The sequence below is a fragment of the Xenorhabdus beddingii genome, from assembly GCF_002127545.1.
Lineage (GTDB): Bacteria > Pseudomonadota > Gammaproteobacteria > Enterobacterales > Enterobacteriaceae > Xenorhabdus > Xenorhabdus beddingii.
On the sequence record NZ_MUBK01000022.1, the window covers coordinates 36,733 to 50,811 of the forward strand.

General features: G+C 48.0%; 13 protein-coding genes, 1 tRNA gene and 1 pseudogene. 3 read left to right on the forward strand and 12 right to left on the reverse strand.

All coding sequences use genetic code 11. The annotated features are described in order from the left end of the window. Positions 1-117: 117 nt before the first annotated feature. Together Xbed_RS13200 and Xbed_RS13205 are read right to left on the reverse strand one after the other, a co-directional pair. Positions 118-537 (reverse strand): type II toxin-antitoxin system VapC family toxin, encoded by a 420-nt coding sequence (locus Xbed_RS13200; protein ID WP_086113382.1) that lies wholly within the window; start codon positions 535-537, stop codon positions 118-120. Further along, complete coding sequence (locus Xbed_RS13205; RefSeq protein ID WP_086113383.1) at positions 534-788, reverse strand: FitA-like ribbon-helix-helix domain-containing protein; 255 nt, start codon at positions 786-788, stop codon at positions 534-536. Before Xbed_RS13205 ends, Xbed_RS13200 begins: the two co-directional genes overlap by 4 nt. A gap of 119 nt (positions 789-907) precedes the next feature. On the opposite strand from Xbed_RS13205, the pseudogene Xbed_RS20230 reads away from it, so the two are divergent. Next, positions 908-1,030 (forward strand): annotated as a pseudogene (locus Xbed_RS20230) (type II toxin-antitoxin system RelE/ParE family toxin); the annotation flags it as partial. Position 1,031: 1 nt separating this feature from the next. Then, positions 1,032-1,355: a NadS family protein gene (gene nadS / locus Xbed_RS13215; RefSeq protein ID WP_086113384.1), complete on the forward strand. Its 324-nt coding sequence runs from the start codon at positions 1,032-1,034 to the stop codon at positions 1,353-1,355. On the opposite strand, the gene Xbed_RS13220 is transcribed toward nadS, so the two are convergent. The 7 genes from Xbed_RS13220 to dppA form a co-directional block, all read right to left on the reverse strand. Beyond that, positions 1,312-2,751 (reverse strand): M16 family metallopeptidase, encoded by a 1,440-nt coding sequence (locus Xbed_RS13220; protein WP_086113385.1) that lies wholly within the window; start codon positions 2,749-2,751, stop codon positions 1,312-1,314. The genes nadS and Xbed_RS13220 overlap by 44 nt on opposite strands. Positions 2,752-2,841: 90 nt before the next feature. Beyond that, positions 2,842-3,549, reverse strand: a complete 708-nt coding sequence (locus tag Xbed_RS13225) for a HAMP domain-containing protein (RefSeq protein WP_086113386.1) — start codon at positions 3,547-3,549, stop codon at positions 2,842-2,844. Between the two features lie 214 nt (positions 3,550-3,763). Next, on the reverse strand, positions 3,764-4,780 hold the full coding sequence (gene dppF / locus Xbed_RS13230) for a dipeptide ABC transporter ATP-binding subunit DppF (RefSeq protein WP_086113387.1): 1,017 nt from the start codon (positions 4,778-4,780) through the stop codon (positions 3,764-3,766). Then, positions 4,777-5,757 (reverse strand): dipeptide ABC transporter ATP-binding protein, encoded by a 981-nt coding sequence (gene dppD, locus Xbed_RS13235; RefSeq protein ID WP_086113388.1) that lies wholly within the window; start codon positions 5,755-5,757, stop codon positions 4,777-4,779. Before dppD ends, dppF begins: the two co-directional genes overlap by 4 nt. Positions 5,758-5,769: 12 nt before the next feature. Then, on the reverse strand, positions 5,770-6,672 hold the full coding sequence (gene dppC / locus Xbed_RS13240; protein WP_086113389.1) for a dipeptide ABC transporter permease DppC: 903 nt from the start codon (positions 6,670-6,672) through the stop codon (positions 5,770-5,772). Between the two features lie 10 nt (positions 6,673-6,682). After that, a complete protein-coding gene (gene dppB / locus Xbed_RS13245; protein ID WP_086113390.1) occupies positions 6,683-7,702 on the reverse strand; it encodes a dipeptide ABC transporter permease DppB in 1,020 nt (339 codons plus the stop codon). A 145-nt stretch (positions 7,703-7,847) separates the two neighbouring features. After that, positions 7,848-9,458: a dipeptide ABC transporter periplasmic-binding protein DppA gene (gene dppA, locus Xbed_RS13250; protein WP_086113391.1), complete on the reverse strand. Its 1,611-nt coding sequence runs from the start codon at positions 9,456-9,458 to the stop codon at positions 7,848-7,850. Between the two features lie 953 nt (positions 9,459-10,411). Here dppA and Xbed_RS20710 point away from each other — a divergent pair. After that, on the forward strand, positions 10,412-10,561 hold the full coding sequence (locus Xbed_RS20710; protein ID WP_422641360.1) for a rhodanese-like domain-containing protein: 150 nt from the start codon (positions 10,412-10,414) through the stop codon (positions 10,559-10,561). Positions 10,562-10,729: 168 nt separating this feature from the next. Here Xbed_RS20710 and Xbed_RS13265 read toward each other — a convergent pair. The 3 genes from Xbed_RS13265 to glyQ all read right to left on the reverse strand — a co-directional run bounded on the left by Xbed_RS13265 (position 10,730) and on the right by glyQ (position 13,983). Then, positions 10,730-10,806: transfer RNA gene (locus Xbed_RS13265), tRNA-Pro, on the reverse strand. A gap of 177 nt (positions 10,807-10,983) precedes the next feature. After that, a complete protein-coding gene (gene glyS / locus Xbed_RS13270) occupies positions 10,984-13,053 on the reverse strand; it encodes a glycine--tRNA ligase subunit beta (protein WP_086113392.1) in 2,070 nt (689 codons plus the stop codon). A 9-nt stretch (positions 13,054-13,062) separates the two neighbouring features. Further along, the gene (gene glyQ, locus Xbed_RS13275; protein WP_086113393.1) at positions 13,063-13,983 is read right to left on the reverse strand and encodes a glycine--tRNA ligase subunit alpha; all 921 of its coding nucleotides are present in this window, start codon (positions 13,981-13,983) and stop codon (positions 13,063-13,065) included. Positions 13,984-14,079: the final 96 nt, after the last annotated feature.

Sequence of the window (14,079 nt, forward strand, 5' to 3'; positions counted from 1 at the left end):
CTTTGGAATAAATGCATTGTGAATCGTATCAATAGCCTAAAAAACGGTATTCTTTTCATTTGCCCAATTCTTCTACAAATTCATCAAAGACCGCATTGAATAACGCTCTATTTTTATCTACTCTTCCCAAGGATTTATTACATTCACGCCAGCAGCCTTAAATGGACTAACATCCCGCGTAGCAACCATCATGTTATTTGCAATGGCGATTGCTGCGATATATCCATCCGCTACATTAATTGCCAAACCGGTAGATCGGGCTTTAACCATCACCTCACCATAAGATTGTGATGCTAATAGATCAAACGGTAATATACGCCCAGCGAACAAAGGCAAAATTTGCTTTTCCAGACTCTGCTGCAATTTTTCACGTCGCTTTCCGGCAGGGAGAGAAGAGATCCCAAAGCGCAACTCCGCCACCGTTATTGCCGATAAATACAGCGTTTCAATCAACTGTGCATCTATCCATTTGATGACTTGAGGCTCAGAAACCTGACGCATAGGTTCTGAAATGACATTAGTATCCAGTATAATCATTCAAAACTCACTGGATTAGCCGGTGTGTTGTCACGTACTTGATCGATGATAGCAATATCTTCATCTGTTAACTGGGCCTGACGGCCAATATCAGCCAGCATTGAACCCAGTTTGATCCGGCCATCCATCTTCACCGATTCTGCAAGAATGGCCCGAACCTCCGCTTCGGTACTGCGTCCATGTAAAGCCGCACGTACTCGCAAGGCACGGTGCACTTCATCTGGAATATTTCTGACAGTCATCATTGGCATTTTCAATACTCCTTTCAATACTCAACCTTGAATTCAATGCATTCATTATATATAGATGAATTCAAAACCACAAGGTTAAATAATAAACAAGAAAGTTCGTTAAACTAATGATAAAACAGATCGCGACCGAAGAGATTATATATTTGGTTATGGCCTATCCGAAAAACACTAAAGACAGTTTAACGAATGCTGAGAAAGTAGAACTGAAAAAACTGACCAAGATACTGAAGGGTGAGGTTTAACATGAGCTTTTTTGATGAACTGAGCGCTTCTCTCGAAGAAGCTGTAGACATAAAAAATGGTACAAAATCACCCGAGCATGTTACTCACTACGAAGTTGCTGACGTGAAAGCTATTCGTACACAACTCAACATTTCACAGGCAGAAATGGCGACTGTGCTGGGTACGAGTCTCGACACGATCAAGAGCTGGGAGCAGAAGCATAGGAACCCGACCGGACTGGCAGCAAAGGTTCTGGCTACCATTCAGGACAACCCGGATTTCTTTAAGGCGTTGGCAACCCCTAAGGCTTCTCCGGCAAGGGGCCCGGTCTCATTATCTGGTTAAAGCTATTTTTGATTTGATTCACATCCACCGTCGCTTCACCTTTTGGTTGCACCAGAATCAAAGAGATTTCCTGAGACAGCATCTCTTTCAGTTTCTTATTCAAAAGTTGGGGGGTCAGGGAGGATAAAAACGCCTGCCTCAACCGCTGAAATTGTTCAGGAGCGATATCTATCACCTCATTTTGTTGTGACAATAGACGTTGATTGATCAGGATATCGGTATCTGTACGGGCATACATGGCAAATAATTGCTGGAGTTGAGCTTTTTTCTGAGCATAAAGTTCATCAAATTGCGCCTGTGGCAAACCATTTTCCCGCAATGATGATAATTGGGAAGCCAGATAAAGTGTGGATCCCATCAGCTTGTCGGTAGCAGCATCCAGATTTAATGAGCAATTCGCACGTTGGTAAAGCACCCGACAATCCAGACCTAACTTCATGTCATCCTGCTTTTCTGTCAGCCCCAATTGCAGATAACGGTAAAGTGCTTCACGCGCCATGTCATTTAGCCAGTACTGAGCCAGTGTCTGTGAATCGTTAATCCGCAGCCAGTTCAGGTTCCAGCTTAAAGACAGGCGGTCTTGTTTGACTTTATCACTCTCTACCCCAATCGTTGCGGCTTTCAGCGGCAGTAATGTCGGCACAGGAACCGGTGTCTGGCGTTTTCCTTCCAATGACGAAAATGTCTGGTTAATCCGTTCTGACAGTGATCGCCTGTCAACATTGCCCGCAATGTACAGGGTCATCGCATCCGGCGTGTACCATTGATGATAGAAGTTTTCGATTTTCTTGACATCCACAGGCTCGGATACCGGCATTCCCGGATCGTGATCGATAAGCGTCGAGCCTTGCAGCCGCATACGCCATACCGGATCTTGGATATCCGCCGGAAACGTTGTCACGGGAGATCCCCCCTCTTTCATGGCTTGTTCCAGTGTCTTTGGTATAAATACCGCACCACCGGCTACATCAGAAAGCCATATCAACGCATTTTGCAGTAAATCCGGGCGGTTGTTCGGTAGGCTCAGGCTATAAAGGGTGAAATCGTATGAAACAATGGCGGGCGGAAAGGGGTTTTGGGTGTCGATCGCGTTATGCCAGAGGTTTTCAAGGTCTTGCGATGATAAATCTTTACTGCTGGATAAAACGACCTTCGGGATCAGGTAAGTATAGCCCTTTTGATGGTTTTTCTCGACCAAGGAGCCTGTTTTTACCAATAACCGCAACTGTATTCTGTCATTGGGCCGTTGCGGTGTTTGCAGGATTTGCCAACTGAATCCATTTTCAAGTTTGCCTTGTTGCCAAGCCGGATCAGGCTGCAAGGTTTCTGCCTGAGCCATGCACGTTGCTGCCAGAATCGCACCACCCATAAGATATCCGATTTTGTTGCCCTGCATTATCATTTACCCCTACCTGTTTAGTTTTATCCATCAGAAACATCTAAATATTATCATCAAGGATTAGACCCTTATTCAGTGTGTCAGGTTTCATTTTGATGGTGTTTTCTGCTTATTAACCTGACGATTATAGCCTTTTACCAGTAACCCCAACTCATCATCCTGATGGTTTTTAGGACAAGATATAGACTCCGGAGGCTGTTCTTCATTCAGTTTCCGCGCAATATCGCGTAATGGATGGATGATAATGCGATTTACGCACCAGCTTATCGACACCGTAAGAATAAGTGCGAGTAATAAGTAAGTTGTCAACATTAATGCAAGTGTATTCAGGGCAAAACGGTATACTCGGTTGGAATCAACCTGCAAGATGAGGTGACCCTGTGATTCTGCGGTTTTTGGCGAAATACCATACACGTAGAGCGGAATATTGACCTCAACGGGAATGCCAAAAACCTGTTTTGCCAGCTCAGGTATGGGACGATGAGTCGCAAAATCCAGACTCATCACCCGAACGTTATCAGGCAATATCACATCCGCCCGCCCCAGAATGCCGGAGGTCTTTAGCCCAATCAACAGTGTTTTTGCTTTATTGAGATCTGAACTCAGCAACGCTTCCGCCAACGGGGTTTGGATCTGTACGGCGGCATTATTGAGTTGGCTGATGTAATCATCTTTCCGTTGCTGCAATAGATGCGATAACTGGATGAAGATAAAAATGGCAATAGCTACCAAAGCGACTCCTGTCACTGCGGCCATTTGTTTAATCGTTAACGAACGTTTGACACGCAACTTCATCTTATCCAAACCGGTAATTGTGAAAAGACTGGCTAATACACCTTAACAATGCGACTGAGTATACTTGATTTTACTGGCGGTCGTCTTATTTTGGTGAATTCATTTTGGTGAACTCAAAGTGGAAAAATGACCGCGATATAACGGTTGCACTTGGTAATGTGCTTACATAACGTTTTTACGACTACTTTTATGCGTTATACCACGATCAGAAGGGCTAAAGAGATGGATTTTCATCCTGTTCGACCGCGAAGCACGCGATCAGTTGTTCACCATATTGCTTTAACTTAGGTTGAAACTGGCTGCATGAACTCAATGCTCGACGGCAACGGGCGGCAAAAGCGCATCCCGGGGGCGGGTTCATCGGGCTGGGTAATTCCCCCGTCAGCTTAATACGTTCACGGCGCAATTCAGGGTTCAGCCGGGGAGTGGCAGACAACAATGCCTGTGTATAAGGATGGCGAGGATTATTGAAAATCAGCTCCTTACGGCCTTTTTCAACGCAGCGCCCCAAATACATTACCATCACCTCATCAGCGATATGCTCAACGACGGAAAGATCGTGGGATATAAAGACGTAAGACAATCCCAAATCCTGCTGCAAGTCCATCATCAGGTTCAGAACCTGTGCCCGCACCGAAACATCCAGCGCAGAAACCGGTTCATCCGCAATCACAACATCAGGGTTTAACATCAATCCACGGGCAATCGCAATACGTTGGCGCTGACCGCCAGAAAACATGTGCGGATAACGTGAATAATGTTCGTGCTTCAATCCCACTTTATCCATCATCTGCAAGACTTTTTCCTTGCGCTCAGATGCCGTAAGCGAAGTGTTAATCAACAACGGTTCTTCCAGAATTTGCCCCACTTTTTTACGGGGATTCAAGGAGGCATAAGGGTTTTGGAATACGATTTGGATTTTTTGGCGACGCAGTTTCTCCGCTTCCTTATTGGGCACCAAGAGATCCTGTCCCAGATAATAAAGCTCTCCCTCAGTCGGCTTTTCTATCATGGTCAACAGGCGACCCAGCGTAGATTTTCCACAACCTGACTCCCCGACCACCGCCAGCGTTTTACCTTTTTCCAACTCAAATGAAACACCATCCAATGCCTTAACCGTGCGCTCAGGCGAGAATAATCCCGTCTTCACCGGATAATATTTCTTCAATTCAGTCGCTTTGAGTAAAGGAATTGTCACGTTTTCCTGTACGGGATTTTGTTGGACACTCATATTGTCGGCCTCCCCTCATCATCTAACGGCATGTGACATTTAACCTGACGGCTTCCCACTAATTTCAATCGAGGCTCCTCCTTACGGCAATGCTCATTGGCATAAGGACAACGGGGATTGAGCAGACACCCCGTTGGGCGGTCATACCTCCCAGGTACAACGCCGGACAACGATGCCAGACGGGATTTATCCGCCGCAAATTCTGGCAATGCCCGCAATAATGCTTGTGTATAAGGGTGGCGCGGCGCACGGAAAATTTCCGTTGCTTTGCCAATCTCCACTACCTGCCCGGCATACATCACAATAATATGGTGGGCGGCTTCTGCCACCAGCGCCAAATCATGGGTGATCAAGAGTAATGCCATGTTTTCCCGCTGCTGCAATTCCAACAGCAATTCGATGATTTGCGCCTGAATCGTGACATCCAGTGCGGTTGTCGGTTCATCGGCAATCAGGAGTTTCGGACGACAGGCGATAGCCATCGCAATCATCACGCGCTGACTCATTCCACCTGACAATTGGTGCGGATAAACATCCAGACGAGAAGCCGGATCGGGGATACCGACTTGCGTCAATAAGTCGATTGCCCGTTGGTGCCGGGTTTTTCGATTGCCGCCCTGATGAACTTTCAGGGCTTCCATGATCTGATAACCGACGGTGTAACAGGGATTAAGGCTGGTCATGGGATCTTGGAAAATCATCGCCACTTCCGCACCCACCAACTGACGGCGCTCTTTTTCTGAAATCTTGTTCAGGTCACGGCCAGCGAATTCCAGCTTTTCAGCCATGACCCTGCCCGGATAATCAATCAACCCCATGATCGCCAGTGAACTGACTGACTTACCTGATCCAGATTCCCCAACAATGCCGACGACCTCTCCCTGCTCAACCCGGTAGCTGATACGGTCAACGGCGCGGAATGGTGCCTCTTCATCCCCGAAGTGCACCGATAATTGATCTACATTCAACAATGCCATTTCACAATACCCCTACTGCTTGAGCTTAGGATCGAGAGCATCACGCAACCCATCGCCCATCAGGTTAAACGCCAATACCGTCAACAGAATAGCCAGCCCCGGAAAGGTCACGACCCACCACGCACTCTGGGCAAACTGCAAAACATCTGCCAGCATGGTTCCCCATTCTGGCGTCGGCGGTTGCGCCCCCATTCCCAGAAACCCCAAGGCTGCCATATCGAGAATCGCGTTCGAAAACCCCAATGATGCCTGCACAATCAACGGTGCAAGGCAGTTTGGCAGGATATTGATGAACATCTGACGCATGGCCCCCGCCCCCGCCACTTGGGAAGCCGTGACATAATCACGGTTAACTTCAACCAACACGGCCGCCCTCGTCAGACGGATATAGTGAGGCAAGGCGACGAACGTCAGTGCCAGTGACGCATTGATAATGGATGGCCCAAAGATCGCGACCAATACCAATGCCAGCAACAGGCTTGGCAAAGCCAGCATAATATCGACGATACGCATGATAATGGTATCTACCATACCGCCGAAATACCCCGCCAGCACACCCAGCGTTATCCCCATCAGCAATGACATCATCACGACCAGGCAGCCAACCAGCAATGAGAGCCGTGCGCCATACATCAGGCGGGAGAGAATGTCGCGCCCGACATCATCAGTACCGAGGATAAATTGCCAGCTTCCCCCTTCCTGCCATACCGGAGGGGTCAGCAAAGCCTCACGAAACTGCTCTGCCGGGCCGTGTGGTGCCAATATTCCCGCCAATAACGCAATCAACAGCATCAGGACGATATAGACAAAACCGACCACTGCGCCTTTATTACGTTTAAAGTAATGCCAGAACTCCTGCATCGGCGTCATCAATTTCGGCGCACCCGATACCGCTGGCTCAGTTGTTTGAGTCATCATGTGCTCCCTATTTCTTATGACGAATACGCGGATTGACAATGCCGTACAGCAAATCAACCACCAGATTGACCAGGATGATCATGGTCGCCACCAGCAATACTCCACCCTGCACGACCGGATAATCACGACGTTGCAGGGCGTCAATCAGCCAACGCCCCAATCCGGGCCACGAGAAAATCGTTTCTGTCAGAATGGCGCCTGCCAGCATGATGCCCACTTGCAGACCAATGACCGTAACCACAGGCAGCAAAGCGTTACGCAGTGCATGGACGATAATGACACGAATGCGACTCAGCCCCTTGGCGCGGGCAGTGCGGATATAATCTTCCCCCAACACTTCCAGCATGGAAGAACGGGTCATGCGCACAATCACCGCCAACGGGATCGTTCCCAGCACAATGGCGGGCAAAACCATGTGCATCACCGCATCAATAAAGTCACCTTGTTCTCCCCAAATCAGCGTATCAACCAGCATCAATCCCGTCAGGGGATAGCTGTCATCAAGAAACACGCTATCACTTATTCGGCCGGAAACCGGGGTGAGATTCCATTGGACGGAAACCAGCATGATCAGCATGATCCCCCACCAGAAAATCGGCATGGAATAACCGGTCAATGACAAGCCAATCGCGGTGTGGTCAAAGACGGAACCGCGTTTGACCGCAGCCAGTACACCAACCGGAATCCCCACGGATATGGCAAATAACATGGCGCAGAATCCCAGTTCAAAAGTCGCCTTAAAGCGCGGCACAAATTCGTCCCACACCGGAACGCGGCTTTTCAGCGAGATCCCCAGATCACCATGCAATATGCCATTAATATAATGAAGATATTGCTCCCACAGGGGCTTATCCAACCCCATTGCTGCCATCAATTCGGCATGACGCTCAGCAGTAATACCGCGTTCTCCCGCCATAATCAGCACCGGATCGCCGGGGATCATATGTACAAAAGCGAAAGTCAGCAGCGTAATACCAATAAACGTCGGGATCACCAATCCCAGACGTCGGAGGATAAATTGCAGCATATCCTGAGTTCTCTTTTTAAATACCAGTTACGGCTCTTGAGGCCGTTTGGTGTCATGCAAGGACGACTTGCCCATCAGAGAAGCGAAACCATCCCCGCAGAAAAATCTGCGGGGATGGTTAATCACAACGGCTCAACAGCAAGAATTATTCGAGATCAACGTTGTAAAAATGGTGTTTACTAAAAGGATCGACCACATAACCCTTCACTTCTTTACGGATAGGTTCGTACACCGTGGAGTGGGCAATGATCAATGCAGGGACCTGCTCATGCATGACAACCTGTGCCTGTTTGTAAAGCTCGGTGCGCTTATTGATATCAGCGGTTTCACGCGCGGGTTGAATAACATCCTCAAAGGGCTTGTAACACCACTTGGAATAGTTGGACCCCCTTTCTTTGGCTGCACAGCTAAACAACGTGCCGAAGAAGTTATCCGGATCACCATTATCACCGCTCCATCCAAAGAGAACCGTCATGTGTTCACCGTCTTTGGCCCGTTTCAGGTATTCACCCCACTCATAACTGACAATCTTGGCTTTAATCCCAATTTTTGCCCAGTCAGCCTGGATCATTTCCGCCATACGACGGGCATTCGGGTTATAGGGACGCTGTACCGGCATGGCCCATAAATCCGTCTCAAAGCCGTTCGCGAAACCCGCTTCTTTCAGCAATGCCTTCGCCTTGGCAGGATCATAGGCATAATCCTTGATGTCATCGTTATAGCCCCAAATCGTCGGCGGGATCAGGTTTTTCGCTTTCTGCCCCGCGCCCTGATAAACCGCGTCAATGATGGCATCTTTATTGACCGCCATTGTCATCGCCTGACGGACTTTCAGGTTATCCAGCGGAGGCTTGGTGACATTAAAAGAGAGATAGCCGACATTCAGCCCTGCCTGTTCTTTCAGGACAATGTTTTTATCCTGTTTCATGCGGGCGATATCAGCGGGGTTTGGATAGGGCATCACCTGACATTCATTTTTCTGCAATTTGGCATAACGCACAGACGCATCAGGGGTAATGGAAAAGACTAAGCGGTCAATTTTCGCCGGGCCTTCCCAATAATCTTTAAATGCCTGATAGAGAATGCGGGAATCTTTTTGGTATTGCATGAGTTGGAAGGGGCCTGTACCGATCGGATTAAGGTCAACTTTCTCCGGTGTCCCTGCTTTCATCATGACATCGGCATACTCTTTGGACAGAACCGAGGCAAAATCCATCCCGATATCAGCCAGGAAAGGCGCTTCAGGGCGGGATAACACAAAGCGAACGGTGTGATCATCCACTTTTTCTACTTTACTGATGATGTTACCCAGATCCATGCCAGTAAAGTATTCGTAACTGCCCCCTGACACTTTATGGTACGGATGGTTTTTATCTTTCTGACGCATGAAGGTAAACGTCACATCATCTGCGTTGAAATCGCGGGTTGGTTTAAACTCTTTATTACTGTGCCACTTCACACCCTTACGCAAATGGAAAGTATAGGTTTTGCCATCCTCACTCACATCCCAACTTTCGGCCAAACTTGGAATAATTTGGGTCGTGCCTAATTTGAAATCCACTAAACGGTTATAAATGGGGACTGAGCTGGCATCATAAGTGGTGCCTGATGTGAACAACTGCGGGTTAAACCCTTCGGGGGAGCCTTCGGAACAGTAAACCAGCGTTTTTGCCTGAATACTGGCGGAGACAGCCAGCGCGACAAGGCCAATTCCCAGCGTTAATAAACTGGACGGTTTTTTTTTGGAGATGGTCATTACTTGAACTCCGTTTGTGATGTTTATCATGTCTTAGCCAGCCCAGAGTTTTCTTCCTAAATGCCACTGTCCCAGCCTGTTTTATTGTTTTTCGTTTATCAATTAAGCAATTGTTATGCCTGACGTCAACATCATCACACATAACACCAGAAACATTAGAAGAACATAAAAGAAGAGATTTTTTAACAAAAATGGTTAAAAAATATGACATCGTGCACATGAAGTAGACAAATCGACTAAAAATCCCGTTGGTGAAAAGAATTAATCTCTGGTGATGATAATTTTGGAATTGTGACCAATTACTTAAATAATGAGCAATCAAGAGGCTGGAGTCAGGCGGGAACACATAAGATACAAAGATAATCTACTCAAGGGAAATGATCAAAATACATTCAGTTAACGTAAAACTCATTACGTTATTTGTTAAATTGGGGGTTTTACGATTAATTTGATTCACTAACAATTTGATTCACTAACTCAGCATACATAGAGAAATATCATCATTACTTATGTCCTGTTTCTTTCGGAAAAGATTTGTATCAACTTAAATTTTGGATAAAAAATTGAATTAAAGGCCTGTTCCAAGATAATGATCTTTCGACCCCAAAAATCGATCTAACTAAGAAACAGGCCTGAAAAAATTAGTTGAACCTTTCTGTGATGTCGACGATTTGTGTCGAGTTCACAATGGTGTGCTCATGTGATACGGACACGACGCACAACAAGCGTGGCGAGCACTGGAGCAATGGCAAAAACTAAGAACAGCCACATAGCGGCACTCTGGACACCCGCTAGACCGCCTGAGTCAGAGAATCCGGCAAGATTCGCCACAATACCAGCAAGTGCGGAACCAATAGCTGTTGCATATAGCTGAACGGTCGTGATCGACGTCGACGCAAGGTCTTCCTGACCCGCAGGCGCACTACCTTAAGGAACTGCCTCGCAATCAAGATATCCTAGCCTATTGTGGTGGGCGATATTGCGTGCTTTCTATTCAGGCAGTTTCATTACTGCGATCCAAAGGATTCAAAGCCCAGCGCCTTGAGGATGGATTCTCAGGATGGCGGGCAGCAGGTTTGCGTGTGGAGGCTTCAAGACGCTGATTTCCATCCGTTATAGTGCAATTCATACGGACTTCCGCCGACTGTGTCTTTTCGGAACAGGGCATTCGATGCATTAATGCCCGACAGTGAGTGAATCAGAAAAGATGGAAAAAATTTATTTTAAACAAAAGAAAAAACCCCGTTCATAAGAACGGGGTTTCAGAATGCTGGTCGGCGAGAGAGGATTCGAACCTCCGACCCACTGGTCCCAAACCAGTTGCGCTACCAAGCTGCGCTACTCGCCGAAAACGAAGCGCATCTTACTGCCAGCGCTGCAAACCGTCAATACCTTTTTAAAAATACGTGGTTATTTGCTGATAATTCAGCCAAAATACGCGCATTGCTACCTCTTTGTCACATATTGCAGAGATTAAAAAGCCCCGCTTGGGTTAGCGAGGCTTTGGGTTTAGTTCATTTAAATATTACTGCAGCAGTGAGATATCCGCGACGCGCAAGAATAGTTCACGCAGTTCGCTTAACAGCGTCAGGCGATTGATTCTGACCTGGCTGTCTTCATCCATCACCATTACGTTGTCGAAGAACGCATCCACCACTTCACGCAGGGAAGCCAATTCCACCAGCGCATCCTGATAGTTGCCTTCGGCAAACAAAGGAGCCAGTTTTTCTTTCAACACCACAAGATGTGTCGCCAGTTGGATCTCTTCTGCCGCTTTCAATACGGAAGCCAGAACTGCGTCATTCAGCTTCTCTTCTGATTTTGCCAGAATGTTGGAAACACGTTTGTTGGCTGCCGCAAGGGAAACCGCTTCATCCAAGGTGCGGAAATGCGTTACGGCTTTCATGCGGGCGTCAAAATCTGCCGGCTGGGTCGGACGACGCGCCAGTACCGCCTGAATGGTATCAACGCTGTAACCCTGCTCTTGATACCAAGTGCGGAAACGACCGAGCATAAACTCAACCACATCATCCACAACTTTTTCGTTGGTCAGCTTGTCACCGTACAGACGGACGGCTTCTTCTGCCAGAGTCTGGAGGTCAAGGGGCAGTTTTTTCTCAACGATAATGCGCAGAGCACCCAGTGCCGCACGACGCAGCGCAAACGGGTCTTTATCCCCTTTCGGATGCTGGCCAATGCCGAAAATCCCGGCCAACGTATCCATCTTATCGGCAATCGCGACAGCACAAGAAACACCGCTGGATGGCAATTCATCACCAGAGAAACGAGGCTGGTACTGTTCGTTCAGCGCCAGTGCCACATCTTCAGCTTCACCATCATGGCGGGCATAGTGCATTCCCATCACGCCCTGCGTATCGGTGAATTCGAACACCATGTTGGTCATCAGGTCACATTTAGACAATAAGCCCGCACGAGTCGCATGATTGACATCGGCACCGATTTTTTCTGCAATCCAACCCGCCAGAGCCTGAATGCGATCCGTTTTGTCACGCAGCGTACCCAGTTGTTTCTGGAACAGGACGGTTTCCAAACGAGGCAAGTTATCTTCCAGACGTTGTTTACGGTCAGTCTTGAAGAAGAATTCCGCGTCTGCCAGACGTGGGCGAACCACTTTTTCGTTGCCTGAAATAATTTGCTGAGGATCAGAAGATTCAATATTGGTGACAAAAATAAAGTTTGCCATCAATTTGCCAGCCTGGTCGTAAACCGGGAAATATTTCTGGTCGCCTTTCATGGTGTAAACCAGTGCCTCAGCGGGAACTTCGAGGAATTTTTCTTCGAATTTCGCGGTCAGTACCACCGGCCACTCCACCAGAGAAGTCACTTCTTCCAGCAAACTGTCGCTCAGATCGGCTATACCACCAAGCTGCATTGCAGCCTGTTCTGCATCACGCTTGATCATCGCCTTACGGGTTGCGTAATCTGCGATAACACGACCCCGCTCCTGCAAAATGGCAGGATACTGTTCTGCATTCTCAATGGTAAATTCCGCTTCACCCATAAAACGGTGACCACGAATAATGCGATCCGATTTGATCCCCAGAACTTCACCTTCAATCACTTCACTGCCCAGCAGTAGAGTGACCGTATGTACCGGACGCACAAATTGGGTTTCTTTATCACCCCAACGCATTAATTTAGGGATCGGCAGTTTACCCAGAGAACCGCTCACCATCTCCGCCAGCAATTCTTTTGCTTCACGGCCTTTAACCTGAGCACGATAGAGCAGCCATTCCCCTTTGTCCGTGACCATGCGTTCAGCCTGATCAACGGTGATACCACAACCACGCGCCCAACCTTCCGCCGCTTTGGTGGGTTTGCCTTGTGCATCGAATGCCTGAGCAATGGCTGGGCCACGTTTTTCAACTTCGCGATCAGCCTGTGCCGCAGCGAGATTTTCCACTTTCAACGCCAAACGACGAGGAGCAGCAAACCAGCTAACTTCACCATGACCCAGATTGGCGTTTTTCAGTTCTGTGTCAAAATTGGCCGCAAAAGATTCAGCCAGTGAACGCAGCGCCTTTGGTGGCAGCTCTTCTGTGCCGATTTCCACAAGGAAAGTCTGTTGAGTCATGACGGCCTCTCAGTTCTTATTACAAGTCTTGTTACACATAGGGAAGCCAAGTGCCTCGCGGGAGGCATAATAAGCCTCAGCAACTGCTTTGGTCAGGGTACGGATACGCAGGATATAGCGCTGACGTTCAGTCACGGAAATGGCTTTGCGGGCATCCAGCAAGTTGAAGGTATGACCCGCTTTCAGAATGCGCTCATACGCTGGCAGTGGCAGCGGGGTTTCCAGCGCCAGTAATTCCTGTGCTTCTTTTTCGTATTGTTCAAAGCAGGTAAACAGGAAATCGACATCAGCGTGTTCGAAGTTGTAAGTTGACTGCTCAACCTCGTTTTGATGGTAAATGTCGCCATAAGTGGTTTTACCCAGCGGGCCATCGCTCCATACCAGATCGTAAACGCTGTCTACGCCCTGAATGTACATCGCCAGACGTTCCAGACCGTAAGTAATCTCGCCCGTCACGGGTTTACACTCAAGCCCCCCCACCTGCTGGAAGTAAGTAAACTGTGTCACTTCCATGCCGTTCAGCCAGACTTCCCAGCCCAGACCCCAGGCACCCAAGGTTGGGTTTTCCCAGTTATCCTCAACAAAACGGATATCGTGAACGGTAGGATCAAGCCCCAACTCTTTCAAAGAACCCAGATAGAGTTCCTGTATATTTTCCGGAGATGGCTTAATGATGACCTGAAATTGATAGTAGTGCTGGAGCCGGTTAGGGTTTTCGCCATAACGGCCGTCAGTCGGACGACGGGAAGGTTGCACATACGCTGCTGCAATAGGCTCTGGCCCCAAAGCACGCAGACAGGTCATAGGATGAGAAGTTCCTGCGCCGACTTCCATATCCAGTGGTTGGACAATGGTGCAGCCTTGACGCGCCCAATAATCCTGTAGTGTCAGGATGATCCCCTGAAAGGTTTTGGTATCAAACTTTTGCATGTTGAATCCGCACGCGATAGATGTGAATTTAAACGAAAGAGGGCAGTATACCCTTTGACCGTAAGATATACAGCACTGATCTCCTCTCAATTTTGC